At 67.9% G+C, this 25,976-nt stretch carries 27 protein-coding genes; 16 read left to right on the top strand and 11 right to left on the bottom strand.

What is annotated here, in order from left to right:
• Positions 1-120: 120 nt before the first annotated feature.
• On the top strand, positions 121-558 hold the full coding sequence (locus TPAU_RS18390) for a DoxX family protein (RefSeq protein WP_013128251.1): 438 nt from the start codon (positions 121-123) through the stop codon (positions 556-558).
• Here TPAU_RS18390 and TPAU_RS18385 read toward each other — a convergent pair.
• Both TPAU_RS18385 and TPAU_RS18380 read right to left on the bottom strand, forming a co-directional pair.
• On the bottom strand, positions 546-848 hold the full coding sequence (locus TPAU_RS18385) for a thiamine-binding protein (protein WP_013128250.1): 303 nt from the start codon (positions 846-848) through the stop codon (positions 546-548). The genes TPAU_RS18390 and TPAU_RS18385 overlap by 13 nt on opposite strands.
• On the bottom strand, positions 845-2,917 hold the full coding sequence (locus TPAU_RS18380; RefSeq protein WP_281054793.1) for a prolyl oligopeptidase family serine peptidase: 2,073 nt from the start codon (positions 2,915-2,917) through the stop codon (positions 845-847). Before TPAU_RS18380 ends, TPAU_RS18385 begins: the two co-directional genes overlap by 4 nt.
• Between TPAU_RS18380 and lpdA the strand changes: the two genes are divergently transcribed.
• The 3 genes from lpdA to thpD all read left to right on the top strand — a co-directional run bounded on the left by lpdA (position 2,906) and on the right by thpD (position 6,190).
• Entirely contained in the window at positions 2,906-4,288 is a 1,383-nt protein-coding gene (gene lpdA, locus TPAU_RS18375; RefSeq protein ID WP_013128248.1) for a dihydrolipoyl dehydrogenase, read from the top strand. The genes TPAU_RS18380 and lpdA overlap by 12 nt on opposite strands.
• Before the next feature lie 91 nt (positions 4,289-4,379).
• Entirely contained in the window at positions 4,380-5,156 is a 777-nt protein-coding gene (locus TPAU_RS18370) for a DUF4253 domain-containing protein (RefSeq protein ID WP_013128247.1), read from the top strand.
• Positions 5,157-5,314: 158 nt separating this feature from the next.
• Positions 5,315-6,190: an ectoine hydroxylase gene (gene thpD / locus TPAU_RS18365; RefSeq protein ID WP_013128246.1), complete on the top strand. Its 876-nt coding sequence runs from the start codon at positions 5,315-5,317 to the stop codon at positions 6,188-6,190.
• A gap of 9 nt (positions 6,191-6,199) precedes the next feature.
• On the opposite strand, the gene TPAU_RS18360 is transcribed toward thpD, so the two are convergent.
• Genes TPAU_RS18360 through ramB form a run of 3 tightly spaced genes read right to left on the bottom strand, consistent with a single transcriptional unit; the run spans position 6,200 to position 8,481 of the window.
• The gene (locus tag TPAU_RS18360; RefSeq protein WP_013128245.1) at positions 6,200-6,550 is read right to left on the bottom strand and encodes a VOC family protein; all 351 of its coding nucleotides are present in this window, start codon (positions 6,548-6,550) and stop codon (positions 6,200-6,202) included.
• Between the two features lie 2 nt (positions 6,551-6,552).
• Entirely contained in the window at positions 6,553-7,071 is a 519-nt protein-coding gene (locus TPAU_RS18355) for a carboxymuconolactone decarboxylase family protein (protein WP_013128244.1), read from the bottom strand.
• 9 nt (positions 7,072-7,080) lie between these two features.
• A complete protein-coding gene (ramB, locus tag TPAU_RS18350) occupies positions 7,081-8,481 on the bottom strand; it encodes an acetate metabolism transcriptional regulator RamB (RefSeq protein ID WP_013128243.1) in 1,401 nt (466 codons plus the stop codon).
• Between the two features lie 418 nt (positions 8,482-8,899).
• On the opposite strand from ramB, the gene aceA reads away from it, so the two are divergent.
• The 4 genes from aceA (at position 8,900) to TPAU_RS18330 (ending at position 12,965) form a co-directional block, all read left to right on the top strand.
• On the top strand, positions 8,900-10,192 hold the full coding sequence (aceA, locus tag TPAU_RS18345) for an isocitrate lyase (protein ID WP_013128242.1): 1,293 nt from the start codon (positions 8,900-8,902) through the stop codon (positions 10,190-10,192).
• A 121-nt stretch (positions 10,193-10,313) separates the two neighbouring features.
• On the top strand, positions 10,314-11,183 hold the full coding sequence (locus TPAU_RS18340) for a 3-hydroxybutyryl-CoA dehydrogenase (RefSeq protein WP_013128241.1): 870 nt from the start codon (positions 10,314-10,316) through the stop codon (positions 11,181-11,183).
• Between the two features lie 81 nt (positions 11,184-11,264).
• Positions 11,265-12,191, top strand: a complete 927-nt coding sequence (locus tag TPAU_RS18335) for an NAD(P)/FAD-dependent oxidoreductase (RefSeq protein WP_013128240.1) — start codon at positions 11,265-11,267, stop codon at positions 12,189-12,191.
• A gap of 18 nt (positions 12,192-12,209) precedes the next feature.
• Positions 12,210-12,965: a class I SAM-dependent methyltransferase gene (locus TPAU_RS18330; protein WP_013128239.1), complete on the top strand. Its 756-nt coding sequence runs from the start codon at positions 12,210-12,212 to the stop codon at positions 12,963-12,965.
• On the opposite strand, the gene TPAU_RS18325 is transcribed toward TPAU_RS18330, so the two are convergent.
• Positions 12,953-13,846 (bottom strand): LysR family transcriptional regulator, encoded by an 894-nt coding sequence (locus tag TPAU_RS18325; protein ID WP_013128238.1) that lies wholly within the window; start codon positions 13,844-13,846, stop codon positions 12,953-12,955. The two genes, TPAU_RS18330 and TPAU_RS18325, sit on opposite strands and share 13 nt — an antisense overlap.
• Positions 13,847-13,973: 127 nt before the next feature.
• Between TPAU_RS18325 and TPAU_RS18320 the strand changes: the two genes are divergently transcribed.
• Complete coding sequence (locus tag TPAU_RS18320) at positions 13,974-14,726, top strand: SDR family oxidoreductase (protein ID WP_013128237.1); 753 nt, start codon at positions 13,974-13,976, stop codon at positions 14,724-14,726.
• A 58-nt stretch (positions 14,727-14,784) separates the two neighbouring features.
• Positions 14,785-16,023, top strand: a complete 1,239-nt coding sequence (locus tag TPAU_RS18315) for a low temperature requirement protein A (RefSeq protein ID WP_013128236.1) — start codon at positions 14,785-14,787, stop codon at positions 16,021-16,023.
• Between the two features lie 37 nt (positions 16,024-16,060).
• Here the strand turns inward: TPAU_RS18315 and TPAU_RS18310 are convergent, their stop codons facing one another.
• Positions 16,061-16,915, bottom strand: a complete 855-nt coding sequence (locus TPAU_RS18310) for a polyphosphate kinase 2 family protein (protein WP_013128235.1) — start codon at positions 16,913-16,915, stop codon at positions 16,061-16,063.
• 61 nt (positions 16,916-16,976) lie between these two features.
• Here TPAU_RS18310 and TPAU_RS18305 point away from each other — a divergent pair, with 61 nt between their 5' ends.
• From TPAU_RS18305 to TPAU_RS18285, 5 genes are all read left to right on the top strand, one after another.
• On the top strand, positions 16,977-18,284 hold the full coding sequence (locus TPAU_RS18305; protein ID WP_013128234.1) for a DUF445 domain-containing protein: 1,308 nt from the start codon (positions 16,977-16,979) through the stop codon (positions 18,282-18,284).
• 85 nt (positions 18,285-18,369) lie between these two features.
• On the top strand, positions 18,370-18,756 hold the full coding sequence (locus TPAU_RS18300) for a helix-turn-helix domain-containing protein (RefSeq protein ID WP_013128233.1): 387 nt from the start codon (positions 18,370-18,372) through the stop codon (positions 18,754-18,756).
• On the top strand, positions 18,749-19,291 hold the full coding sequence (locus TPAU_RS18295; protein WP_013128232.1) for a hypothetical protein: 543 nt from the start codon (positions 18,749-18,751) through the stop codon (positions 19,289-19,291). The genes TPAU_RS18300 and TPAU_RS18295 overlap by 8 nt, the downstream gene beginning before the upstream one ends.
• A 73-nt stretch (positions 19,292-19,364) precedes the next feature.
• A complete protein-coding gene (locus TPAU_RS18290; RefSeq protein ID WP_013128231.1) occupies positions 19,365-19,664 on the top strand; it encodes a DUF2516 family protein in 300 nt (99 codons plus the stop codon).
• Between the two features lie 24 nt (positions 19,665-19,688).
• The gene (locus tag TPAU_RS18285) at positions 19,689-20,732 is read left to right on the top strand and encodes an alpha/beta fold hydrolase (RefSeq protein WP_013128230.1); all 1,044 of its coding nucleotides are present in this window, start codon (positions 19,689-19,691) and stop codon (positions 20,730-20,732) included.
• 9 nt (positions 20,733-20,741) lie between these two features.
• On the opposite strand, the gene TPAU_RS18280 is transcribed toward TPAU_RS18285, so the two are convergent.
• Entirely contained in the window at positions 20,742-21,866 is a 1,125-nt protein-coding gene (locus TPAU_RS18280; RefSeq protein WP_013128229.1) for a histidine phosphatase family protein, read from the bottom strand.
• An 80-nt stretch (positions 21,867-21,946) separates the two neighbouring features.
• Positions 21,947-22,819: a formyltetrahydrofolate deformylase gene (gene purU / locus TPAU_RS18275; protein ID WP_013128228.1), complete on the bottom strand. Its 873-nt coding sequence runs from the start codon at positions 22,817-22,819 to the stop codon at positions 21,947-21,949.
• Positions 22,820-22,826: 7 nt separating this feature from the next.
• On the opposite strand from purU, the gene deoC reads away from it, so the two are divergent.
• Entirely contained in the window at positions 22,827-23,543 is a 717-nt protein-coding gene (gene deoC, locus TPAU_RS18270; RefSeq protein WP_041945246.1) for a deoxyribose-phosphate aldolase, read from the top strand.
• Between the two features lie 2 nt (positions 23,544-23,545).
• Here deoC and TPAU_RS18265 read toward each other — a convergent pair whose 3' ends face one another.
• Together TPAU_RS18265 and TPAU_RS18260 are read right to left on the bottom strand one after the other, a co-directional pair.
• Positions 23,546-24,841: a cytochrome P450 gene (locus TPAU_RS18265; protein ID WP_013128226.1), complete on the bottom strand. Its 1,296-nt coding sequence runs from the start codon at positions 24,839-24,841 to the stop codon at positions 23,546-23,548.
• On the bottom strand, positions 24,841-25,929 hold the full coding sequence (locus TPAU_RS18260; RefSeq protein WP_041944496.1) for an LmeA family phospholipid-binding protein: 1,089 nt from the start codon (positions 25,927-25,929) through the stop codon (positions 24,841-24,843). The genes TPAU_RS18265 and TPAU_RS18260 overlap by 1 nt, the downstream gene beginning before the upstream one ends.
• Between the last annotated feature and the right edge of the window lie 47 nt (positions 25,930-25,976).

The following is a 25,976-nucleotide window of genomic DNA, read 5'->3' as shown; positions in this document are numbered from 1 at the left end:
CGTGAACCAGGTCGATCCATTCGCTCCCGCGGAGGTTTCTCACTCCACCCGGGGTTGTAACTCCCGCACGAGGAGGAAACCTCCGCAGGAAGGCGGAAGGAGCACAGTACGGTCGGTGGGGTGACTACTGCCAGGGATCTGTGGCTGCTCGTGGCGCGGGCGAGTGTCGGGGTGATGTTCTTCATCAGCGGCTGGGGCAAGGCCGCGAACCCGAAGAAGTTCGCCGCCGACTTCGCGGCCTGGGGAATACCGGAACCGGACCTCGCGTCCACCGTCACCGCCTGGGCCGAGCTGATCCTCGGCGCGCTCCTCGTGCTGGGGCTGCTCGCTCGCATCGCCGCCGCGGGACTCGCGATCACGATGGCGGGTGCCATCTTCTACTCGGTGTGGCCGACGGTGATGGGCGCGTCGACCACGCCCACCGGATTCCTCAGCCAGTTCTTCTACAGCCCGGAGTGGCTGCTGTTACTGGTGCTGCTCGCCCTCGCAGGCGCCGGACCCGGCCGCTTCGCCCTCGACGAGCCGCTCGGCATCGAGGCCAGGTTTCAGCGCAGGTGATGTTCGACCCGCTCGACCTTCGCGGCGAGCTGGTCGGTATAGCCGGGGCGGACATCGGCCTTGATCACCAGCGAGACCCGCGGCGCGGTTTCGGCGAGCCGGTCGACGCAGGCCTTGATCACGGCCATCACCTCGTCCCACTCGCCCTCGATGTTGGTGAACATGGCGTTGGTCTCGTTCGGCAGGCCGGAGGCGCGGACGATCGCGACGGCCTCGGCGACCGCCTCCGCCACACCGCCGTCCGGCCCCTCCTCGCCGCCCATCGGGCTGATCGAGAACGCTGCGATCATGACAGCTCCTTCCACAGGAATTCGTAGGCCAGGGCCGCCATGAACGCCGCCTGCTTGTTATCGGCCGCGCCGCCGTGGCCGCCCTCGATGTTCTCGTAGTAGTTCACGTCGATCCCGCGCTCGCGCAGCGCCGCGATGAACTTACGGGCGTGCCCGGGATGCACGCGATCGTCGCGGGTCGACGTGGTGACCAGCAGCGCGGGCCGGTACCCGGCCGCGTCGTCGGGCAGGTTCTGGTACGGCGAGTACTCGCTGATGTACTTCCACTGCTCGGGATCGTCGGGATCGCCGTACTCGGCCATCCACGATGCTCCCGCCAGCAACAGATGGAACCGCTTCATATCGAGCAGCGGCACCTGGCAGACGATGGCGCCGAACAACTCCGGGTACATCGTGTACATCACGCCCATGAGCAGGCCGCCGTTGCTGCCGCCCATCGCGCCGAGCTGATCGCGGGTGGTGATACCGCGCTCCACCAGGTCCCGGGCCACCGCCGAGAAGTCCTCGTAGCAGCGCATCCGGTTCTCCTTGAGCGCCGAGGTGTGCCAGGTGGGCCCGTACTCGCCGCCGCCGCGGATGTTCGCCCGCACGTACACCCCGCCGCGTTCGATCCAGGTGCGGCCGGCACCCGCGAAATAGCCCGGCGTCAAGGAGATCTCGAATCCGCCGTAGCCGTACAACAGGGTGGGTTGCGGGCCGTTCGCCGGCTTGCGCACCACGAAATAGGGGATCTGTGTCCCGTCGGCGCTGGTGGCGAAGAATTGCTCGGCCACCACACCGTCGGCGTCGTACATCGCGGGCGTGGACTTGAGCGGTTCGACGGTGCCGCCGGCCTCGCCGTACAGCAGGCTGGGCGGCAGGGTGAACGAGCTCGCGGAGAGGAATACCTCGTCGGATTCCCGTGGATCGGTTCCGGCGACGCCGATCTCGGCCAGCGGAGGCAGCCCGGCCGTGGTCACCTCGGACCAATCCTTCGGGTCGAGCGTGCGCAACTCCGAGCGCACATCGTGCAGCGTCGCCAGCAGCAGGTACGACTTCGTCCAGGCGTAGCCCTGCAGGCTGGTGTGCGCGTCCGGGGCGAAGATCGTGGTGAACGTGCGCCCGCCCGCCCGGTACGCATCGAAGTCGAAGGCCACCAGAGCGCCCGGGTCGACCGTCCCCGACGGCAGCTGCCACGGCGACTTCGGCGACACCAGGAGGAGGTCGTGATGCACATCGGCCTCGGCGTCGGTGGGCACGTCGATCAGCTCCAACGCACCCGATCCCGGATCGAGCAGGTACTCCTCGTGGTTGTAGAAATCGGTGCTGCGACCCACGAAGTGCCGCTCGTAGCCCGGGGTGTCGTCGTACACGGCGCCCACGGAGACATCGGACTCCGCGCCCTCGTAGACGGTGACCGCCTCGGACAGCGGCGTGCCACGGTGCCACCGCTTCACCACCCGCGGGTAGCCGGAGTCGGTGAGCGAACCCGGCCCGAAGTCGGTGCCCACGTACACGCTGTCGGCGTCGATCCAGGAGATCCGGCTCTTCGCCTCGTCCAGGGCGAAGCCGCCGGCGTCGGGATCGAGGAACTCGCGGCGCGAGATGGAGAACTCCCGCACCACGGTCGCGTCGGCACCGCCGCGCGAGCGCGACACCAGCGCGCGGTCCCAGGGCGCACCGTCGGGCGACTCGCCGCGCAACACGGCGGCGCCGCCCCAGACCCAGTTCTCGCCGTCCTGCTCGCGCAGGGCGTCCAGGTCGATCACCACGTCCCACTCGGGAGAATCGGTGCGATAGGACTCCAGCGTGGTGCGCCGCCACAGGCCGTACGGGTGCTCCCCATCGATCCAGTAGTTCCACAGCCACTCGCCGCGCCGGCGCACCGACGGGATCCGCTCATCCGAATCGAGGATCGCGAGCACTTCGGACTCGATCGTCTCGAACCGCTCCCCGGCCAGCCGCGCCGCCGAATCGGCATTGCGTTCGCGCGCCCAATCCAGCGACGTGTCGGATTCCACTTCTTCGAGCCAGAGGTACGGGTCCATGATCTCCACACTAGGACTAGGCTGAATTCCGTGGCTGATCACTTTGACACTGTTGTTCTCGGCGCCGGCCCAGGAGGCTACGTCGCCGCAATCCGCGCAGCCCAACTCGGGCAGAAGGTCGCGGTCATCGAGGAGAAGTACTGGGGCGGTGTGTGCCTGAACGTGGGCTGCATCCCGTCGAAGGCGCTTCTGAAGAACGCCGAGCTGGCGCATACCTTCACGCATAAGGCGCAGCTGTTCGGCATCTCCGGCGATGTCTCGTTCGACTTCGGGGCGGCGTTCGACCGCAGCCGCAAGGTGTCGGAGGGGATCGTCAAGGGCGTTCACTTCCTGATGAAGAAGAACAAGATCACCGAGATCAACGGCTACGGCACCTTCGTCGACGCCAAGACCATCCAGGTCGGCGATCAGACGGTGACGGGCGACAACATCATCATCGACACCGGTTCGACGGTGCGCCTGCTCCCGGGCGTCACACTCTCGGACAACGTGGTCACCTACGAGGAGCAGATCCTCACCCGCGACCTGCCCGAGTCGATCGCCATCGTGGGCGCCGGCGCCATCGGCATGGAGTTCGCGTACGTGCTGAAGAACTACGGCGTGGACGTCACCATCATCGAGTTCCTCGATCGCGCGCTGCCCAACGAGGACGCCGATGTCTCCAAGGAGATCGCCAAGCAGTACAAGAAGCTGGGCGTGAACATCCTCACCTCCACCAAGGTCGAGTCGGTCGACGACCAGGGCTCGCAGGTGGTCGTGAAGTACACCGGTCCCAAGGGGCCGGGCGAGATCACCGTCTCCAAGGTGCTCATGTCGATCGGCTTCGCGCCGCGCGTCGAGGGCTTCGGCCTGGAGAAGACGGGCGTGGCGCTGACCGAGCGCGGCGCCATCGCCATCGACGACTACATGCGCACCAATGTGCCCGGCGTGTACGCGATCGGCGACGTCACCGCCAAGCTGCAGCTGGCGCACGTCGCCGAGGCGCAGGGCGTCGTGGCGGCGGAGACCATCGCCGGCGCGGAGACCCAAACCCTGGGCGACTACCGCATGATGCCGCGCGCCACCTTCTGCCAGCCGCAGGTCGCCTCGTTCGGCCTCACCGAGCAGCAGGCCAAGGACGAGGGCTACGACGTCAAGACCGCGACGTTCCCGTACTCGGCGAACGGCAAGGCGCAGGGCCTCGGCGACGCCGTCGGCTTCGTGAAGCTGGTCTCCGACGCCAAGTACGGCGAGCTGCTCGGCGGTCACCTCATCGGCCCCGACGTCTCCGAGCTGCTGCCCGAGCTGACCCTCGCGCAGAAGTGGGACCTCACCGTCAACGAGCTGGCCCGCAACGTGCACACGCACCCGACGCTGTCGGAGGCGCTGCAGGAGTCGATCCACGGCCTCGCCGGCCACATGATCAACCTCTAGGAGCATCCGTTCCACGGCGGCCCGGCACCGAGTTCGACGGTGCCGGGCCGTTCCCGTACAGCCACGCGTCAGTCATCGCAGGAGGAGACCGATGTTCCACGCCACGCCCGGGAAACTGCCCGCCGCCGATGCCCGCGAGCTCGCCGGGATCACGCTGCCGCCCGGCCGGATCGTCACCGCGGAGGAAGGCGACGGCGGCCCCGTCGCCTGGATCAGCGACGAGCTCCTGCCCACCGACGAGATCGACGAGCTGATCCGCGATCTGGCCGCGGTCTTCGAGCAGACCGGGCTGTGGCCGCTGCGCGCCAACGGGCTCGACGACAACGACCTCGCTCGTCCCTGGTTCGACGGTGAGCTCGACGGCAAGACCGCCGACGGTGCCATCCCGCAGGACGCGCTGACGGTGCTCACCCGCGGCGACGCGGAGTTCGCCGCGGAGTACCCGGATACCCAGCTGTCGGTGCCTCGCGTCACCGGCCTGGCGCCGGCGCAGCCCGGCCCCGACCCGGTGGCTGGGGAACTCGCGACCGGAGCCGACGGCGGGTTGATTCTGGTCCCCGTGGTCCGGCCGGCTGACGCCCCGGAGGCGCTCGGCTGGTGGGGTGCGACGAACATCGACTACGCCGGTGCCGATCTCGCCGCGGTGCTGCGGTCGTGGGAGGAGCGGTTCGGCGCGGTACTCGTGGGGATCGGCTTCGACACGCTGCTCGTGCAGGTGGGGCGGCGGCCCGAATCGGCCGCCCAGCTGCAGGCGTTGGTCTCGGAGCATTACGCCTTCTGCCCCGACAACATCGAGCAGGGACTCGAGCCCGACGAATACCGCGAGGGCCTCACGGAGTGGACCCACTGGCACTTCTGGTGGGACTGACCGGCGTTGTTGGACAGCCGGCGGTGCCCCCTGGCATCGTCGTGGGCGCGGCGTGGCGGAATCCACGGCGCCGGGTCAGGAAGGGGCATCGGTCACCGTGAATCCGTCTGCGCCGCGAAGGCATGCAGTGCACACGCACTGCCGGACGGAAGGTATCGATGAACAGTTCTGCGACATTGACCGACCGCTACCCCACGCGGCTGCCCGAGGCCGGCGCCGTCATGGATCGGCCCGACCCGGTGGTCTGGCCCGGACGCGACGGGCCGTGGGACGACGAGGCCGTGAACTTCTTCGGCGACAACGGTTACCGCACCGTGGAGGATGTGCTCGACACTCCGGACCTCGCGCAGGTGCGATCCGAGATCGACCGCCTGGCCACCGAACTCGGTGACGACGAACGCCTGATCCGGGAGAGCTCCAACGGTGATGTGCGCTCGATCTTCTCCGTGCACACGCTGAGCACCGAGATCGCGCGGATCATCGCGCGCGACGACGTGGCCGGAGTCGCCCGGCAACTCCTCGGCGACGATGTCTACGTGCACCAGAGCCGGGTGAACCTCAAACCCGGCTTCGCGGGAGGACCGTTTTACTGGCACAGCGATTTCGAGACCTGGCACGCCGAGGACGGCATGCCCACCCCGCGGGCGGTGAGCGTCTCACTGGCGCTCACTCCGAACACCCGGTTCAACGGGCCGCTGATGATCCTGCCCGGCTCACACCGCCGGTTCGTGCCCTGTGTGGGCGAGACACCGGGCGACTACCACCGCGAATCGCTCAAGTCCTACCGGCCGCCCTTCGGTACCCCGGAGGAGAGCGATATCGCCGCGATGGCGCAGCAGTACGGCATCACCCAGGTGACCGGCGGCGCGGGCAGTGCCCTGTACTTCGACTGCAACTGCCTGCACGCCTCCGCCGGAAACATCTCGCCCTTCCCGCGGTCGAACCTGTTCGTGGTGTTCAATGCGGTGTCCAATGCGCTGGAGGAGCCGTTCGCCGCGCGGTCGCGGCGACCGGACTACCTGGCCGCGCGGTAGTTCGTCAGGTCAGTGGTGGCCGACGACGTTGACCACGGTGCCGTCGGGGGCGCGGACGAAGAACCGGCGCGGTCCCCACTCCTCGCTGGTGAGCGGGTGCACGATCTCATACCCCGCTTGCAGTGCTTCGGAATACGCGGCGTCGACGTCGTCGGTCATCACCGAGATCGCCGAATCGGCCTGCGCGGTCTTGTCTCCGGTCACCAGCTGCACGCTCGCGGCGTGGTCGGGGGAGGAGAACCGGGCCACCCAGCCGAGGTTGAACTCCTCGTCGGACAGGCCGAGGAAATCGGCGTAAAACCCACGCGCGGAATCGATATCGCTCACCGGGATGTTCGTGATCACCTTGTGTACTCGCATGATCAGCGCTCCGGAGTGATGCCGAGGACGTCGATGGTGGTGGCGAGGCCGTCGTAATTGGTGGCCAACAGCACGATCTCGACGAGCTTGCGGTCGGTGTAGAACTCGGACAGGCGCGCCCACGTGTCGTCGGTCACGGCCTTGGTCTCGACCAGCTCGGTCACGGCGGCCAGCAGCGCGGCACTCTTGTCGTCCCATCCCGTGCCGTCGAAGATCCGCTCGAACTGGGTGTCGGTGAGACCGGCCTGCGCGCCGATCCGGCGGTGATGGCCCAGCTCGTAATCGCTGTCGCGCAGGTAGGCGACGCGCACGATCACCGTCTCCGATTCCGAGCGCCTCAGCGCACCGAACGGCATCAGCATCCCGGAGTAGCCGAGCCAGCCGAGGAACACCCGGCGGCTGCGGCCGAGAGTGGAGAACAAGTGCATGTCGTCGGCGCGGATCACCTTCGCACCGATCCTGCTGATGGCGTAATTGATCGGGCCGAGCTGGCGGAGACCGCCGGGAGTCACACGCGTCATGATTCGACGCTACTTGACCAGGTAGGGGCTCACCGTCGAGCGGTGCTCGTCGATATCGAGTGCTTTACCGATGGCGGGGAAGGCGCGTTGCGAGCAGCCGGCGCGCTCGCACACCCGGCAACCGGCGCCGATCGGGGTGGCGTTGGCATCGGAGAGGTCGAGACCACGGGCATACACCAGCCGGTGTGCATGCCGCAGTTCGCAGCCGATGCCGATCGCGAAGGTCTTGCCGGGCTGTCCGTACCGCGCCGCCCTCCGCTCGACGGTGCGCGCCACCCACAGGTAGTTGCGCCCGTCGGGCATCTCCACGATCTGGGTGATGATCTTGCCCGGCCAGGCGAACGTTTCGTAGACGTTCCACAGCGGGCAGGTTCCGCCGGATGCCGAGAAGTGAAAGCCCGTGGAGCTCTGCCTCTTGCTCATGTTCCCGGCGCGGTCGACGCGGACGAACGACAGCGGCACCCCGCGCAGGTTCGGGCGCTGCAAGGTGGACAGCCGATGCGCGATGGTCTCGTAGCTCACCGAGAAGAACGCGGAGAGTCGCTCGATGTCGTACTGGAACTCCTCGGCGGCGCCATGGAACTGGGTGTACGGCAGGACGACCGCGGCGGCGTAATAGTTCGCGAGCCCCAGTCGCGCGAGGCTGCGCGCCTCGTCGGAGCCGAACCCGGCACCGTCGATCAGGGCGTCGATCTCGCGTCCGCACTCCAGGAACGCGAGCTCGGCCGCCATCTTGAAGACCTGCTGCCCGGGGGACAGGTGCAGGTTGATCTCCAGCACCCGGGTGCGCGGGTCGTACCGGTGCAGCACCGTCTCGCCCAGGTCGACGCGGCGTCGGATGGAGACGTTGTGCACGGCCTCGAGACGGGTGACGATCTCGGTGCGCACATCCGAGCTGTGCATCCGCATCCGGGCGGTGAGCTCCTCGGCGGCGGTGTCGAGGTCGTGGAAGTAGTTCTGCTGCTGGTAGAAGAAGTCGCGCACCTCCTCGTGCGGGTTGGGGATCGCGCCGCGCGCGCCGGGATCGTTGCGGCCGTCGGTGACCTGGGCCAGTTGGTCGGCGGCACCGAGGTAGCGGCGGTGCAACGCGACCATGGCGCGGGCGAAGCCGGGGTGGTCCCGGGCGAGGTCGGACAGTTCCTCGGTGCTGGTCGGAGCGTCCACATCCATCGTGACCTCACGCAGCTCGGCGATGAGCCGGGTCTGGTCCTGCGAATTGAAGAAGCTGGTGTCCACGCCGAAGACGTCGGTGATCTTGAGCAGCACCGGCACGCTGAGCGGTCGCACGTCGTGCTCGATCTGGTTCAAGTACGACGGAGAGATCTCCAGGGCCTCGGCCAGCGACGCCTGCGACAATCCGCGCTCCTTGCGCAGACCGCGGAGCCGGGCACCGACGAAGGTCTTGGACATGCGGCGAATTTTAGCGGTGGACGCCCAGCTACCGGTGGGTTCGTCCGGTTCCGAGGCGTCTTCGCAGTGATGTGCATCACTGGGGCGACCCGGCGGCGGCGCTCGACGGCTACCGAACGGTAGCCCTGGGTCGCGGATCCCCTCGGCGGCCGTCGGCGACAAACTCCCAGTACGCGCGTACTTTTTCGACGAGCCCCGCCGGGGCGTCTTCGCAAGATTCGCAACTTCTCCCTGATTTCATGGCTTGATTTGGCATCGACGACCGTCTTGGCCTGCAGCTTTAGGTGTGGCACAGTGTGTGAAGGCGTTACGCCGGACGAGCGAATCGGGTTAGCGACATGCCCGAATCGCCGCGCTCCATCCCTCGGGGCACCGGCTGCCTTTCGATCACTGACGCAACTTTGAGAACGGGGAGCCAATGAGCACCGTCGGACAGCCCAGGACCGCCGCCGAGATCCAGCAGGATTGGGATACCAACCCGCGCTGGAAGGGCATCACGCGTGACTACACCGCCGAGCAGGTCGCGGAGCTCCAGGGCTCCGTCGTCGAGGAGCACACCCTCGCGAAGCGTGGCGCGGAGATCCTCTGGGAGGGCGTGACCAAGGGCGACGACAGCTACATCAACGCCCTGGGTGCCCTCACCGGCAACATGGCCGTGCAGCAGGTGCGCGCCGGCCTCAAGGCCATCTACCTCTCCGGCTGGCAGGTCGCCGGCGATGCGAACCTCTCGGGCCACACCTACCCCGACCAGTCGCTGTACCCGGCCAACTCGGTTCCCGCCGTGGTGCGTCGCATCAACAACGCGCTGCTGCGCGCCGACGAGATCTCCCGCGTCGAGGGTGACACCTCGATCGACAACTGGCTCGTCCCGATCGTCGCCGACGGTGAGGCCGGCTTCGGTGGCGCCCTCAACGTGTACGAGCTGCAGAAGGCCATGATCGCCGCGGGTGCCGCCGGTACCCACTGGGAGGATCAGCTCGCCTCGGAGAAGAAGTGCGGCCACCTCGGTGGCAAGGTGCTCATCCCGACCCAGCAGCACATCCGCACCCTGAGCTCGGCCCGCCTGGCCGCCGACGTCGCGAACACCCCCACCGTGGTCATCGCACGTACCGACGCCGAGGCCGCCACCCTGATCACCTCGGACGTGGACGACCGCGACAAGCCCTTCGTCACCGGTGAGCGCACCGCCGAGGGCTTCTACAACGTCAAGAACGGCATCGAGCCCTGCATCGCTCGCGCCAAGGCCTACGCCCCGTACGCCGACCTGATCTGGATGGAGACCGGCACCCCCGATCTCGAGCTCGCCAAGAAGTTCGCCGAGTCGGTCAAGGCCGAGTTCCCGGACCAGCTTCTGGCCTACAACTGCTCGCCGTCCTTCAACTGGAAGCAGCACCTGGACGACGCGACCATCGCGAAGTTCCAGAACGAGCTGGGCGCCATGGGCTTCAAGTTCCAGTTCATCACCCTGGCCGGCTTCCACGCCCTCAACTACTCGATGTTCGACCTGGCCTACGGCTACGCCCGTAACCAGATGTCGGCCTACGTCGAGCTGCAGGAGCGCGAGTTCGCTTCGGAGGCCCGTGGCTACACCGCCACCAAGCACCAGCGTGAGGTCGGCGCCGGCTACTTCGACCGCATCGCCACCACCGTCGACCCGGAGAGCTCGACCACCGCGCTCAAGGGTTCGACCGAGGAGGGCCAGTTCCACTAAGGAATTGGCGCGGTGACTCCTCGAGTCGCCACGATTGAACTACCGACTTCGGGGGCGGTCCCAACCAGGGCCGCCCCCGAAGTCGTATCACCACGCACTTTTTGAAGACATGGGAATTCTTATGACTGAGACTGTTTCGCGCGTCGGCGTCGTCGGCGCGGGCCAGATGGGCGGCGGCATCGCCGAGGTGTCCGCCCGCGCGGGTGCCGATGTGCTGGTCTGGGAGGCCACCGAAGAGCTGGCTGCCGGCGGTCGCGCCCGCATCCTCAAGTCGTTGGACCGCGCCGTGTCCAGCGGCAAGATCACTGAGCGCGAGCGCGACCAGGCCGCTGAGCGGCTGACGTTCACCACCGACCTCACCGATTTCGCCGACCGCCAGCTGGTGGTCGAGGCGATCGTCGAGAACGAGGCCGTCAAGGCGGAGATCTTCGGCACGCTCGACGAGGTCGTCACCGACCCCGACGCCGTGCTCGCGTCCAACACCAGCTCGCTGCCGATCCAGCGGATCGCCACTGCTACGAAGAACCCCGGCCGCGTGCTGGGCCTGCACTTCTTCAACCCGGTGCCCGTGCTGCCCTTGGTCGAGGTGATCAGCTCGCTGTCGACGTCGGAGACCGCGGCCGCTCGCGCCGAGCAGTTCGCGTCCGAGGTGCTGGGCAAGCAGGTCGTCCGCGCGACGGACCGCTCCGGGTTCATCGTCAACGCGCTGCTCGTGCCGTACCTGCTCTCGGCGATCCGCATGTACGAGTCGGGCTTCGCGACCGCCGAAGACATCGACAAGGGCATGATGCTCGGCTGCGCCCACCCGATGGGCCCGCTCAAACTGGCCGACCTCGTCGGCCTGGACACGGTGAAGTTCATCGCCGACGCGATGTACGCCGAGTACAAGGAGCCCACCTACGCCGCCCCGCCGCTGCTGCTGCGCCTGGTGGAAGCCGGCTACGTCGGCAAGAAGTCGGGTCGCGGCATTTACGAGTACCCCGCGAAGTAGGAAGTAGGTAGTCCCCTCGGGGTGTTGCCGAACCGGCAAGGAAACTTGCCGGTTCGGTCGTTGGTGGAGCACGGTGGATCCATGAACGAAACGCAGATCCTGGACACCGTTATCGTCGGCGGCGGGGCGGCCGGGCTCACGGCCGCGCAGGTCCTCGGCCGGGCGCGACGGGCCGTCACCGTCGTCGACGCGGGCGCGCCCCGCAACGCCCCGGCCGAGCACATGCACGGCTACCTCGGCCACGACGGCCTCGATCCCGCCGAGCTCCTGGCGATCGGCCGCCGCGAGGCGCAGGCGTACGGCGTGCGCATCCTGTCCGGCGTCGCGACCGCCGTGCGCCGCGATGGCGATCTGATCGAGGTGATCGTCGGCGACGAGGTGCTGCGCGCCCGCACTCTGCTGGTGGCGACCGGCCTCACCGACGTGCTGCCCGACATCCCCGGCGTCGCCGAGCGGTTCGGCCGCGACGCCATTCACTGCCCCTTCTGCCACGGCTACGAGGTGCGCGATCGGCCGCTCGCCGTACTCGGTGGCGAGAACGCCGCGATGTCGGTGCACCAGGCGCTGATGATCCCGCAGTGGTCGCGCGACCTGATCTTCTTCACCAACGGACTCGACATCACCGCCGACGACCGCGAGAAGATCGAGGCCCGCGGGGTGCGCATCGTCGACGGCACGGTGCACGACGTGATCGCTGACGACCGGCTCCGCGCCGTCCGACTCGCCGACGGCACTCAGATCGAGCGCGAGGCCGTCTTCGTCGCGCCGCGGTTCGTGCCGCAGGACGGACTGCTCCTGCAGCTGGGAGCCGAGCGCGGTGAGAACGGTTTCGTGCCGGTCGATCCGATGGGCCGGGTGCTGCCCGGAACGTGGGCCGCGGGCAACGTGGTCAACCCGATGGCACAGGTGATCGTGGCGGCCGGTGCGGGTTCGGTTGCCGCCGCTGCGATCAGCGCCCACCTTCTCGAGCGCGACATCGAGGCGGAGCTCGCCCGGGCGCGCCGGTAGTGGACTAGCCTCGGCGCCATGAACGCAGGGGTGCTCGACCAGGTGGAATCGATGCTCGACCGTGGTCGCCTGCGCCGTGCACCGCGGCGCGTGCACGGTTACCTCGACGTGCTCGGACCCGACGTGGAGCGGCCCACCGGACTCAGTCACGTGCTGATGAATGCGCCGGCGGTCGCGGCGGTGTACGAAAAGGCTTGGCGTCCGGCCTTCACCCGACTGTTCAGTCTCGGCGGCACGGGAACACTGAGCCGGCAGGACGTGCTGCTCGACGAACTCGGCTCCGGCGGAGACCGCCGCATCCTCGACGTGGCGTGCGGCCCCGGCCTGTACACGCGTCCGCTGGGCCGCAGGCTCACCGGCGACGGTGTCGCCGTCGGCCTCGATGTGTCCGAGCCGATGCTGCGGCGCGCGGTGCGCGATAACTCCGCCGATCGGGTCGCCTACGTTCGCGGTAGCGCCCTCGACCTGCCGTTTGCAGACGGGACCTTCGACACCGTCGTCTGCCTGGCCGCGCTGTACCTGATTCCCGCACCGCGGATCGCGGTCCGGGAGATCGTGCGCGTCACCGCGCCGGGTGGGCGAGTGGCCCTGTTCACCTCCCTGCAGACCCCACTGACCTCGGTGTTCGGGGCATCTGCCGAGAGGGCAACCGGGTTTCGATGGTTCGGCCGCGACGAGATCACCGGCTGGCTGCGCGAGGAGGGGCTCGCCGATGTGCAGCAGACCCTCAGTGGGCAGGGCCAGTTCGTGACCGGGGTGGCTCAGTCCGGATAGGCGGCGAGCAGTGCGGACCGCAGCCGATTCCGGGTGTACGGCAGCCACAGTGCCTGCAGCGGTACCTTCGGCGCATCGCTCAGATCACGGACGAGGACCTGTCCGTCGAATTGTTCGCCGACCGGGTCGGTCACGAAGGCGACGGCCCGCGGTTGGGTCAACACCGCGGTGACGGGTGGGGTTCCCTGCACCCGATTGACCACCAAATCGGGTTCGAATCCGGCTCGGCGGCATTGCGCTGCGAGAAAATCGGTATACGACGACGCGTGTTGCGGTGCCCATACCGTGATCGCCGAATCGGCGAGATCTGCCAGTTCGAATGAATTCCGCTGCGCCAGTGGATGATCGCGATGGAGCGCGATGCGCAGTGCGTGGTAGGTGAGCGTGGCCCCTGCCAACTCATCCGGGATGGTCGCGCCGCGTCGGACCACCAGGTCGACAGTGCCCTGCTGCAACTCCCGCGCCATCGCGGAGGGGAACAGTTCGCGCACGGTGATCGACGGTGAATCCGGATGGGCGATCAGGGGTTCCAGGAGTGCGTACGCCTCCTGTGCGGTGACCGCGGGGCTGCGCCCGACCACGAACGGTGGCGGGGCCGCGGCACTCGCCTTGCGCGCGGTGAGCGCGAGCTGGCGAGCGCCCGCGAGAAGGGTCGGCGCACCGTCGTACAGGGTGCGAGCGGCCGCGGTGGGCGAGAGGCGCCGACCCGAGCGCACGAACAACTCCACGCCGAGTTCGCGTTCGAGTTGTTTCAGCGCCGCCGACAGCGCCTGCTGGCTAAGGTGGAGCCTGGCGGCCGCGGTCGACAGGGACGGTTCCTCCATCGCGGCCACGAACTGCTCCAGCCGGCGGAGGTCGGGGACGCTATCTGCGGCGGGCATACTGTCATCCTTGCACAACCTCCTATTGTGAATTATCCAAGAAGTCTCGATTGTTGTTTGTTTAGCCCGCGCCTACGGTTGGAATCGCAAGACTTTCGACGAAACCGATGAACAGGGAGAAAGCACTATGAGCATCCTCACGGGCAAGTCCGCAGTCGTCGCCGGCGGCGGCAAGAATCTCGGTGGCCTGGTCAGCCGGCATCTCGCCGACCTCGGCGCGAACGTCGCCGTGCACTACAACAGCGCGTCGTCGGAGGCCGAAGCGCGCGAGACCGCCGCAGCGGTCGAGGCCGCCGGCGGCAAGGCGCTGCTGTTCCAGGGCGATCTCACCAAGCCGGCCAAGGTCACCGAGCTCTTCGACGCAGCCAAGCAAGCCTTCGGCGGGATCGATATCGCGGTCAACACCGCGGGTAAGGTGCTGCGTAAGCCGATCTTGGAAACGACTGAGGCCGAGTATGATTCGATGTTCGACATCAACGCCAAGGCCGCCTACTTCTTCATCAAGGAGGCGGGCCGCACGCTCAACGACAACGGCTCGCTGGTCACCGTGGTGACCGCACTGCTCGGTGCCTTCACCGACGGCTACTCCACCTACGCGGGCGGTAAGTCGCCGGTCGAGCACTTCAACCGCGCGGCCGCCAAGGAGTACGGCGTGCGCGGGATCAACGTCAACGCCATCGCGCCCGGCCCCATGGACACCCCGTTCTTCTACGGTCAGGAGACTCCCGAGCGCGTCGAGTTCCACAAGTCGCAGGGCATGGGCAACCGGCTCACCCTGATCGATGACATCGCGCCGATCATCGATCTGCTGGTCACCCCGGGTGGCCACTGGATCACCGGACAGACGCTCTTCGCGAACGGCGGCTACACCACGCGCTGATCGGCGTCGTCGCTTTACGATTGGGCGTCTTATCGTCGCCCATGAAGGAGGCACGAAGGTGACTGAAGGTCACGCACCGTCGGCGCTGCGCCACCGCCTGACCCGGATGACGGGCCGCGACCCCGATGAGGAGGGGCGCACCGCTACCACGCTGGAGCTGTTCTTCGACCTCACCTTCGTGGTGGTCTTCTCCCTGGCCGGCGTCCAACTGGCCGACGCCGTCGCGGAGGCGCACTACCTGACCGCCTTCTTAGGCTTCGGGTTCTGCGCCTTCGCGGCGATCTGGGCATGGATCAACTTCACCTGGATGGCGTCGGCGTTCGACACCGACGACTGGCTCTTCCGCGTGGTGACGATGCTGCAGATGCTGGGCATCTGCGTCCTCGGTCTCGGTGTGGCCCCGTTCTTCCAGTCCGTGACGGCCGGGGTCACGCCCGATAACGGCGTCATCGTGCTCGGGTACGTGATCATGCGCATCGCGCTGCTCGCGCAGTGGGCCCGCGTTGCGATCCAGTCCCCGCAGTACCGGCAGGCCGCGATCACGTACATCGTGGCCATCGTCATCGCGCAGATCGGCTGGATCATCTCGGCGCTCGCACCACTGACGTTCGGACAGTTGATCGTTGTCGGGCTGGTGCTCTACGTGGTCGAACTCGGCGGTCCGTGGATCGCCGAGCGCAAGCAGCGCACGCCGTGGAACCCGCATCACATCGCCGAGCGGTACGGTCTGCTGACCATCATCACCCTCGGTGAGGGTGTGGTCGGCACCGTGGTGGCGATGCAGGCGCTGGTCAAGGCGCAGAACTGGAGCTTCGATGTCGCGGTCTTCGGGATCGCCGCACTGGCGCTGAACCTGTGTCTGTGGTGGATCTACTTCTCCATCCCGGTCGCGCACGCGCTCGCGGCCAACAAGAACAAGTGCTTCCCGTGGGGCTACGGCCACATCGTGATCTTCATGGCGGTGGCCGCGGTGGGTGCAGGGCTGCACGTCGAGGCTCTCGGTGTGTCTCGCGAGGCGCACGTGAGCAACCTCGTGGTGGCCTCCGCGGTGGTCCTTCCGGTGGGGCTCGCCGTGCTCGGAATCGCCGTGATGGACGCGTATCTCACGGGATTCGACGGTAAGCGGGCGGTCACCATCGCGGTGACTCTCCTGCTGCTCGCCGCGGGCCTGGTCGCGGTGCACTTCGGCGCCACCCCGCTGGCGGTGGTGGTGTGGAGCGCCGTGGCCCTGGTGGTCCAGGTGCTCGCCGAGGAATTCTGGTCCACCGAGCGACGAGCCGAACGTATGGCCGCGTAGCGGTTTCCAGGATCGAGAAGGCGCGGCGGCGCGGGGCTCAGGCCTTCGCCAGCCGCGCCTTCTCCGCTTCCACATCGAAGTCGGCCGGCGGCCAATCCAGGTTCAGCTTCTCCAGCGCCTCGATGAGCAGCTCGGTGATGGCCAAGCGGGAGAACCATTTCCGGTCGGCCGGGATGATGTTCCACGGCGCACCGTCGGTATTGGTGCGGTCCAACATGGCCTGGTAGGCCTCCTGGTACCTGGGCCAGTAGCCGCGCTCATCGATATCCGCGGGGTTGTACTTCCAGTACTTGTCGGGCCGGTCGAGCCGCTCCGCGAGCCGCTGCTTCTGCTCGTCGAGCGAGACGAACATGGCGCACTTGACGATGGTGGTGCCCGCTGCGATCAGGTCCGCCTCGAAGTCGTTGATGATGTCGTAGCGCGGCTCCCAGACGGACGGCGGCACGAGATCGTGCACGCGGACCACCAGGACGTCCTCGTAATGCGAGCGGTCGAACACGCCGATCTGGCCGCCCTGCGGCGTCTGCTTGTGGATGCGCCAGAGGAAGTCGTGTGCGAGTTCCTCCTCGGTCGGCTTACCGAACGAGGCGGCCTTGACCCCCTGCGGATCGACCATCCCGATGACGTGCCGCACGATGCCGCCCTTGCCGGCGGTGTCCATGCCCTGCAGCACCAGCAGGATCGAGCGGTGATCGCCCGAGCGACCGTTCGCGTAGAGCAGTTCCTGCAGTTCGGAGAGTCGTTCACCGCGCTCGGACAGCAACTTCTCGCCGAGCGCTTTGTCACCGTCGAACCCGGGCTTGCCGCTCGTGTCGATCTCGGTGACCTGCGATCCCGCGCGCCAGCGCAGGGCCTCCGACGCGGATGTCTGCCAGCCCTCGTTCTTCGCCATTCCACAACACTAGCGGCACCCTTGACGCCCCCCACGCCTAAGTTTCGGGCAAGATCGACTCGTGACGGTGGCACCTGGGGCGACGAAACCCGCGTCGAGCCCGTTCGGCACTCCGGACGAGGCGAAGCGGCGGGACCTGCGCAAGATGAAGGCGGTCGCGCTCGGCTTCCTGCTGGGCGCGGCAGTGATCTATCTGTTCTGCGAGTACCTCGACACCTACGGCTCGGATCTGCCGATCGCCGGCCCCTGGGTCGGCTATGTGAAGGCGGCCGCCGAGGCGGGCATGGTGGGCGGCTTCGCCGACTGGTTCGCGGTCACCGCCCTGTTCCGGCATCCGCTCGGCCTGCCGATTCCGCACACCGCCATCATCAAACGCAAGAAGGACCAGCTGGGCGACGCGCTCGGCGGCTTCGTCGAGCAGAACTTCCTGACCCCGGATGTGATCGCGGAAAAGGTGGGCTCGCTCGAGCTCACCGACCGGGTCGCGAACTGGATGGCCGACCCGGACAATTCGCAGAAGCTCGGCGCCGAGGCCGCGAAGCTGGTCAAGGTGATGAGCGAGGTGCTCCGCGATGAGGACGTCGAAGCGGTGCTCAACAGCACCATCATCAAGCGGCTCGCCGAACCCGAGTGGGGACCGCCGATCGGGCGGCTCGTCGAGACGCTGCTGCAGGAGCAACGTCACCTGCCGCTGATCAATCTGCTCGCCGAGCGCGCGCATCACTGGGCCCTGGGCAGCCAGGGCGTGATCGACAAGATCGTCGATACCGACGGTCCGCAGTGGTCGCCCAAGTTCGTCAACTCGCTGCTGGGCGAGCGCATCTATCGCGAGCTCGTCGAGTTCACCTGGAAGGTGCGCAGCGACCCCGATCATGAGGTGCGGCACGCGATGAGCACCTTCCTGTGGGACTTCGCCTCCGACCTGCAGCACGATCCGCGCACCATCGCCAAGGTGGAGGACGTCAAGGCCGAGCTGATGGGCCGTGAGGAGGTGCGCACCGCGGCGCAGGCGGCGTGGCGCGCGGCTAAGCGCATGATCGAGGCCTCGGTGGAGGACCCGGATTCGACCCTGCGCTCGAAGTTCAGCGAATCGGCCGCCCGGTTCGGCGTGCGGTTGCGCGACGATCCGTCGCTGCGTGGCAAGGCCGACTACTGGGTGGACCGCTCCGTGCGTCACCTGGTCGCCAATTACGCCGGTCAGATCACCTCGATCATCACCGATACCGTCGCGCGCTGGGACGTCGACGAGGCCTCGGAGAAGATCGAGCTCCAGGTGGGCCGCGATCTGCAGTTCATCCGCATCAACGGCACAGTGGTCGGCTCCATCGCCGGCCTTCTGATCTACACCATCACCCAGTTGTTGTTCTGATTGCAATCATCGTGCTAACAAACTGCTTGCAAGAGTTAGCACTCGGTGTTAGCGTGGTGTCAGCCGCGCAGACGGGAGACCGGATATGACGGACCAGGCCGAACCGCAGGAGAAGTCGAGCGGGGAGGGTCTCGGCGAGTTCATCCGGGCGCAACGCATCGCGGCAGAGGTGTCCATCCGGCAGCTGGCCGAGAAGGCGGGAGTATCCAACCCGTATCTCAGCCAGATCGAACGAGGGCTCCGTCGACCGTCCGCCGATGTGCTGGGGCAGATCGCCAAGGCGCTGCGGCTGTCGGCCGAGGTGCTCTACGTGCAGGCCGGGATCCTCGAGGAGCGCCCGGAGTCCCCGGTGCGCGACGCGCTGATAGCGGACACGGCCATCACCGAGCGGCAGAAGCAGGCACTTCTCGAGATATACGAGAGCTTCCGCCGCGAGAACGAGACTGCACTGAAGGAGATCAACCATGACTGAGCAGACCCTGAAGACCCCCCTGTTCGCGACGATCGGCGCCGGCGACTACGCCTACGAGGCCGTGTCCGAGGTCATCGAGAAGTTGCGTGCCGCCGCGACCGACGCGTCGAAGGACTTCGACACCCGCGTCGCCGAGGCCAAGGCCAAGGTCGAGGAGGCCGCCGGTACCGCGACCGCCAAGCTGACCGACGCCAAGGACGGCCTGCCCAAGGACGTCGACGAGCTGCGCGCCCGGTTCACCTCGGACGAGCTGCGCAAGGTCGCCGCCGCGTACATCCAGGTCGCCACCGATATCTACGAGTCGCTCGCCGAGCGCGGCGAGTCGGCCTTCGAGCGCCTCACCTCGGGCTCGATCGTCGAGGACGCCACCGGCCAGGCCACCAAGGCCTACAACCAGGCCGTCGAGCTCACCGAGTCCTCGCTGGGCCAGGTCGCCGACGCCGCCAAGCAGGTCGGCGAGCGCGCCGCCAAGCTGGTCGGTCGCGCCAACGAGGAGGCCGCCGAGGCTGCCGACGAGGTCGCGAACAGCAAGTAATCCGCATCACTGATGGATGAGTCCGGGCGCCCGGCGGCATTGCCGCCGGGCGCCCGACCCTTACTCTGGTGACATGAATACTTTCTGGACGGGCTACTTCACCATGACCTCGGTCGCGCTGACCCTCGTCCAGTTGCTCGTGGTGGGTGCGGGACTGTTCGCGCTGTTCCACGCCGCCCGCACCCCCGCCGATGCCTTCACCGCCGCGAGCAAGTGGCAGAAGAACTACTGGATCATCACCCTGGTCGTGTGCACGCTGTTCGCGATGGCCTATCTGAACGGCACCGGTGTGATCATCGGTGCGATCGGCTCGCTCGTGTACCTGCTCGACGCCCGCCCCAAACTCGACGAGGTCCGGCGTCCCCGCTATTGAGTTTTAGTTAGTAGGGTTGGTTCCATGAAGAAATCCAGCAAGATCGCCCTCGGTGCACTCGGCGCCCTGGGAGTCGGCGCCGCGGGCGTCGCCGCGGGCGCCGCGGCCTTCGTACTGCGCGCCCCCGCCGTGCCGCAGGGCGCGAAGCTGATCGAGGACTACGCCGGCCCGCGGGACGACGGCTTCGTCGTCTCGGGCGACGGCACCCGGCTGCATGTGCGCAGCTGGGGCCCCGTCGACGGCCCGGTGGCCGTCTTCGTCCACGGCTGGACCTGCAACGTGGCGAACTTCCCCGGACAGGTCGAGCACTTCGTCGGCCGCGGCTACCGGGTGATCAGTTACGACCAGCGCGGCCACGGTGAGTCCGAGCCCGGTGCCTTCGCCTACACCACGGGCGTGCTCGCCGACGATCTGCACGCGGTGCTTGGTGCGGCCGTCCCCAAGGATCGCAAGGCGTTGCTCGTCGGGCACAGCATGGGCGCCATCACCATCATGGCGTGGGCGGGCAAGTACACCGACGAGGTCGCCGAGCGCGCTCATCACGCGGTCCTGGTCTCGACGTACGCGCGTGATGCCGTCCCCGGCTTCATCGGCGCCACCCTGCTCGCGCCGGCGAACCGCTTCGCACCGCGCGCCGTCGGCCGTCTCGGCGCGTCGGTGCTGGGATCGCCGATCAAGGTGCGGCACAACCGCCTCCACACCGCCGTCCTGCGCTACACCGCCCTGTGCGGCTACTCCTCGTACGGTGCGGTCCGCTACACCGAGGACATGGTCGCCACCTGCCCGTCCGACGTCCGCGCCGAATGGGGGCGCGTGCTCGCCGGTCTCGACGTGACCGACGGCCTGCAGAAGCTGACCATCCCCACCTCGGTGGTGGTGGGGCAGTTCGACCACCTCACTCCGCCCGCCGATGCCGAGACCATCGCCGCCGAGTTGCGCCTGACCGGACACCTCGACCGGTTCGCGGTGATCCGCGACGCCGGGCACATGCTGCCCATCGAGCAGCCCGAGAAGCTCAACGCCCTCCTCGACTCCATCGTCGACGAGGAGATCCCCGCCCCCGCGTAGGTCGAGAACCTACGCCGCCGCGGCCGTCGCGGCCGGTGCGGTCTCGGCTGGTGCGGTCTCGGCCGGTGCTGCCGCGGCCGGTGCGGTCTCGGCCGGTGCTGCCGCGGCCGGTGCGGTCTCGGCCGGCGCTTCGGTAGTCTCTTTAGTAGCCGTAACGGCTGCCGTCGCGCTCGGGGCGGCGGTGACACCGGCCTCCGTCGTGACCTCGCGTGCGGTGTTCTCCTGTGCGCTGCTCTTCCGCGCGGAAGTCTCCGCAGGGGAAGTCTCCCGCTCGGCGGGAACGGTCGGCTCGGAGGAGGTCGGCGCGTTTGCGCTCCGATCCGGCACCAGCGCCGCGTCCACCCGGGTGAGCAGGTCACGGACCGCCACGAAGGCCCCGTCGACCAACCCCGGAGTCTTGCTGACCGGAACGCCCATCCAGGATTCGAGCACCCAGCCGTCTTCGGGATTTCCCGACACGGTGACCGTCCCCGTGTTCTTCGGGAAGTTGGTGAGAACGGTGAACAGGCTTGGGTTCTTCACGTTCATCAGAGTCCAGATCAGCATAGTGCCGCCGTGCGTGAAGGCCACCGGGTGTTGCGCTCCGGAATCGTAGATGGTCTGGATCGCACCGTTGACGCGGCGCTCGAACGCGCGGCCGTTGGCGTCGTAGTCGCCGCCCGGCATCGGCACCGCACGCAGGCCGACGGTCCACAGTGCGGGTATCGCCATGACCACCGTTGCAGGCGAGATGATGCTGTGTCCCTGCGCGGGGCCCGCACTGATCTCACGCAGACCGGGGAGCACCTCCACCGCAAGTCCGGTCCGCTTTGCGAGCGGGCGCGCTGTCTCCCAGGTACGGGCGAGGTTCGAGGCGAAGATCCGGTCCACTCCAACCGCGGCGAGTGAGTCGACCACCGCCGCAGCCTGCTCGCGGCCGGTCGCGGTGATGCCCGGTCCCGGAGCCTCGGAATCGTGCACGCCCTTCCCCAAGAAGCCGCCGGCATTGGCCTCGGACTGAGCGTGCCGCACGAACGTGATCACCACGTCCCGGGCGGCCCACGCTGGGAACGCCCCGACGATCAGGAACAGCACGGCCAGGCCTGCTGCCAGCGCGGAGCGGGTGCGCTGGATCCCGTACTTCTGTGCCGCCATGGCCGTCTCCTTCGATCGCGCAGCAGCGTAGCTGCGGCCGCCGACGGCGACGGAGACTTCGGGTTAACTCGCGCGGTGCATCAGGAGAACACGACGGTCTTGCGACCGTGGACGAGGACGCGGTTCTCCAAATGCCAGCGCAGACCGCGGGCGAGGACCACCTTCTCGATATCCCGGCCGCGGAGCACCATGTCGCTGGCCTCGTCGGAATGGTCGACCCGGGTCACGTCCTGCTCGATGATCGGGCCGGCGTCGAGGTCGGCGGTCACGTAGTGGCAGGTGGCGCCGATCAGCTTCACCCCGCGGGCGAAGGCCTGGTGGTACGGCCGGGCACCGATGAACGAGGGCAAGAAGCTGTGGTGGATGTTGATCGCGCGGCCGGCCCAGTCCGCGCACAGGTCCGGTGGCAGTACCTGCATGAATCGTGCCAGCACCACCGCGTCCGGACGCAGCGCGTTCGTCAGCCGCGCGACCTCCGCGAAAGCGGCCGACTTGTCCTCGCCCGCACCCGGGAAGGGTACGTGGTGGAACGGAATGCCCAGACGCTCCACGAAGTCGCCGAGCTCGGGGTGATTGCCGATCACCGCGGCGATGCGCGCATCCAGCTCGCCGGTGGCGACCCGGCCGACGAGGTCGTGCAGGCAGTGCCCCTCCTTGCTCACCAGGACGACGATGTCCTTGGTTTCGGCGGTGGAGGTGAGCTGCCATTCCGTCTCGGGCCCGATATCGGCCGCGACCTCGGCGAACCGGGCGCGCATCTCCTCGAGCGGGATGCGGACGCTGTCGGCGCGCACGGCCTGGCGGGTGAAGAACCAGCCGGTATCGGCGTCGGAGTGGTAGGCGGCCTCGACGATCCATCCGCCCACATCGGCGAGGAAGGTCGAGATCCGCGCGACGATGCCCGTGGTGTCGGGGCAGCCGAGAGTCAGGACGTAGCGGGTGTCGCGGGTCACGACCGGTATCGTCTCAGACGTGCTCACCCGATCCGAAGTCGCCGCCCTCGTCGACCACACGCTGCTCAAGCCCGAGGCCACCGAGGAGGCTGCGGCTGCGGCCTACCGCGAGGGTGCGGAGCTCGGCGTCTACGCCGTCTGCCTGTCCCCGTCGATGCTGCCGCTGCGCGCCGCCATCGACGCTCAGGAGGCCGCGGCGGCGGACGGTCGCTGGGTACCCCGCACGTGTGTCGTCGCCGGATTCCCCTCCGGCAAGCACCACTCCCTGATCAAGGCCGCCGAATCCCGGATGGCGATCGAGGAGGGGGCGCACGAGGTCGACATGGTGATCGACGTGGGGCTCGCGCTCGCCGGCGACCTGGACCGGGTCTTCGCCGATGTGCTCACCGTGCGCGAGGCGATCGGCGCCGACCCGGTGCTCAAGGTGATCGTGGAGTCGGCGGCGCTGCTGGAGTTCGGCAGTGCCGATCTCCTCACCGAGGTGTGCAAGGTGTCGGTCAAGGGCGGGGCGTCGTTCGTCAAGACCTCCACCGGATTCCACCCGTCGGGTGGTGCCAGCGCGGAGGCCGTGTCCATCATGCGTGCCGCGGTGGGACCGACGGTGGGCGTCAAGGCATCCGGCGGTATCCGCACCGCCGATGCGGCCCGCGCCATGATCGACGCCGGCGCGAACCGCCTCGGCCTCTCGGGCACCCGCGCGGTACTCGACGGCTTCCCGGAGTAGTTCTACAGCCGCGCCGGCAGCGACGAGTAGCCGTACAGCGTCGAGAGCCCGCGCGGCGTGCCGGCACCGTCGAGCGCGAGATCCGGGTACCGCTCGAACAGCGCCCGCAACGCCACCGCGCCCTCCATCCGCGCCAGCGCCGCGCCGATGCAGGCGTGGATGCCGAAGCCGAAGGACACGTGCTTCTTCGCCTCGGGCCGCGCCACGTCGAACACCGCGGGATCGGCGAAGACCGCCGGATCGCGGTTGGCACCGGCCAATTGCAGCGAGATCATGGTGCCCGCCCGCACCGGCATCCCCAGTACCTCGGCGTCTTCCGCGGCGATCCGGGCCGTGCGTTGCACCGGGCTGGAGTAGCGCAGGATCTCCTCGACTGCGTTGGGCCACAGGTCGGGTTCGGCGCGCAGCCGCGCCAGTTGCTCCGGATGGTCGAGCAGCGCGACGATGCCGTTGCCGATCAGGTTCACCGTGGTCTCGAATCCCGCGCCGATCAGCAGCGCGGCGTTCGTCACCAACTCCCGGTCGGTGAGTTCGCCGCTCGCCGCCAGCAATGCGAACGGGTGATCTCCGCCGCTTTGCGCCGTGACCCGCGCGAAGTGCGCGGTCAGGTAGTCGTCGAGGCCACGCAGTGCACGGACGGCGCGCCAGTACACGGGCCACGACAGTCCCGGGTCGAGCAGGGGTGCCGCGGCCTCGCCCCACTCCAGCATGTAGTCGTCGTCGGCCTCGGGCAGACCTAACAGGCGTCCGATCATCGCGACGGGCAGTCGCGCGGCGTAGTCGATCACCAGGTCGGGTGAGTCCTTGGCCGCCATGGCATCGAGCAGCTGTGCGCTCACGGTGCGGGCCCGGTCGGTGAGCTGTTCGATGGCCTTCGGCGTGAAGCTGCGCGCGATGGGGTGCCGGTAGGCGGTGTGCGCGGGTGGTTCGCTGACCAGCATCGACGGCGGCTCGACCGGGTTCGGCAGGCCCAGTTCGGTGAGCTCCAGGACCCGCCGCAGGGGTCCGGGGAAGCCGAAGTCCGTGGGCTGGACGGTGCGGAACCGTTTGTCCCGCAGAATCTCCCGGCAGGCATGATGGTCGGCGGTGGTGATCCCGACCTCGCTGCGCACCAGCGTTCCGGCTTCCCGCAGCCGGTCGAACTGGGCGTACTGGGAGCCGGGTTCGGCGTAGCCGAGCAGCATCTGCGCCATCACATCCCCGCGCGCCGCGCGGCGGGGCAGGGCGTACCGGGGCAGGCCGTGCATGATCGCCCAGCGCACGCGCGTGGTGAGCGCGACGGCCGCCCCGGTTCGCATCAGATCACCGAACAGCTCACAGAACCCATATCGCCACTGCTCTCGATGTCCTTGGGCAGCACGTTCTTACCGGTGTAGGTCACCGAGACTCCCTGATCGGTCATCTTCAGATCGGAGGCGGTCAGGCCCTGCGGGGTGGGGATGTCGGCGATGGCACTGATCAACTGCTGCGCCAGATCGTCCGGCACACCGACACCGAGGATCGACGCCTTGCTCGCAGTGAGCACCACCTTGTTGTCCTTGAGGGTGGGCTTGAGGTTCACCGTGATCGGCACGATCAGCGCAGTGCCGGTGATCTCGATCTGGCTGGCGGATGTGTTGAGATTCACCGTGGGGTTGGTCAGCACACCCGTCTGCGAGACCTTGTTCTTGATGCCGTCGGCGGTGAAGGTGCCCTGAATGACGGCCTCGTCGACCCGGTTGTCGCCGCCCGGATCGACGCCCTTGAGCAGGATGTTCGCGTTGAGCCCGTCGGTGGCGTTGAGGCCCTGGGCGTCGATGTTGATCGACGGGATCTTGCCGCTGAGCTGCTGCAGCACCATCGGTGTCTTGGAGAAGCTCACCGAAACGTTGTTGGCCTTGGTGCCGTTCTTGACGTTGTCCTCCAGGCAGCTACTGACGCTGTTCCGGAAATACAGTTCGGAGCCGACGAGGATGATCACCAGCGCGGCGACGAGTCCCGCCGCAGTGAGACCGATGATCTTCGACTTCGACTTCTCCGAGCGCTGTGCGGGTGGCTGCGAGGGGCCCACATTCATCGGGCCGGGGTTGCCCGGACCGCCGGGACCGCCGGGGCCGGCAGGCGGAGTGGCCGCGCTCATCGGCACCGTCTGCTGCGGCGGGACCTGCTGCGGGCTGGCCGGCAGCGGCACCGTCTGATCCGAACCCGGCTGGGGCTGCGCGTGCCGCCCGGGCTGTTCCGGCTGTGGTCCGCCGATCCGCTCGGGGCCCGGCTGCTGCGGCTGCCGTGGCGGCTGCTGCGGGCGCTCCCAACCGCCGGGCGCGGGCTGCTGCCCGGGCTGGAACGGGCCGGAGTTATCGGGGATCTGCGGCTCAGGACGCTGCGGGTCGTTCGGGTTCGTATCCATCGGCTGCGATTGTTCCTCATTCATCGAAGGAAGGTGGGTAGGTACGG

Source organism: Tsukamurella paurometabola DSM 20162 (assembly GCF_000092225.1).
Taxonomy (GTDB): Bacteria; Actinomycetota; Actinomycetes; order Mycobacteriales; family Mycobacteriaceae; genus Tsukamurella; species Tsukamurella paurometabola.
Note: the sequence above shows the minus strand (reverse complement) of the source record. Positions and strands in the feature narration are given on the sequence as shown.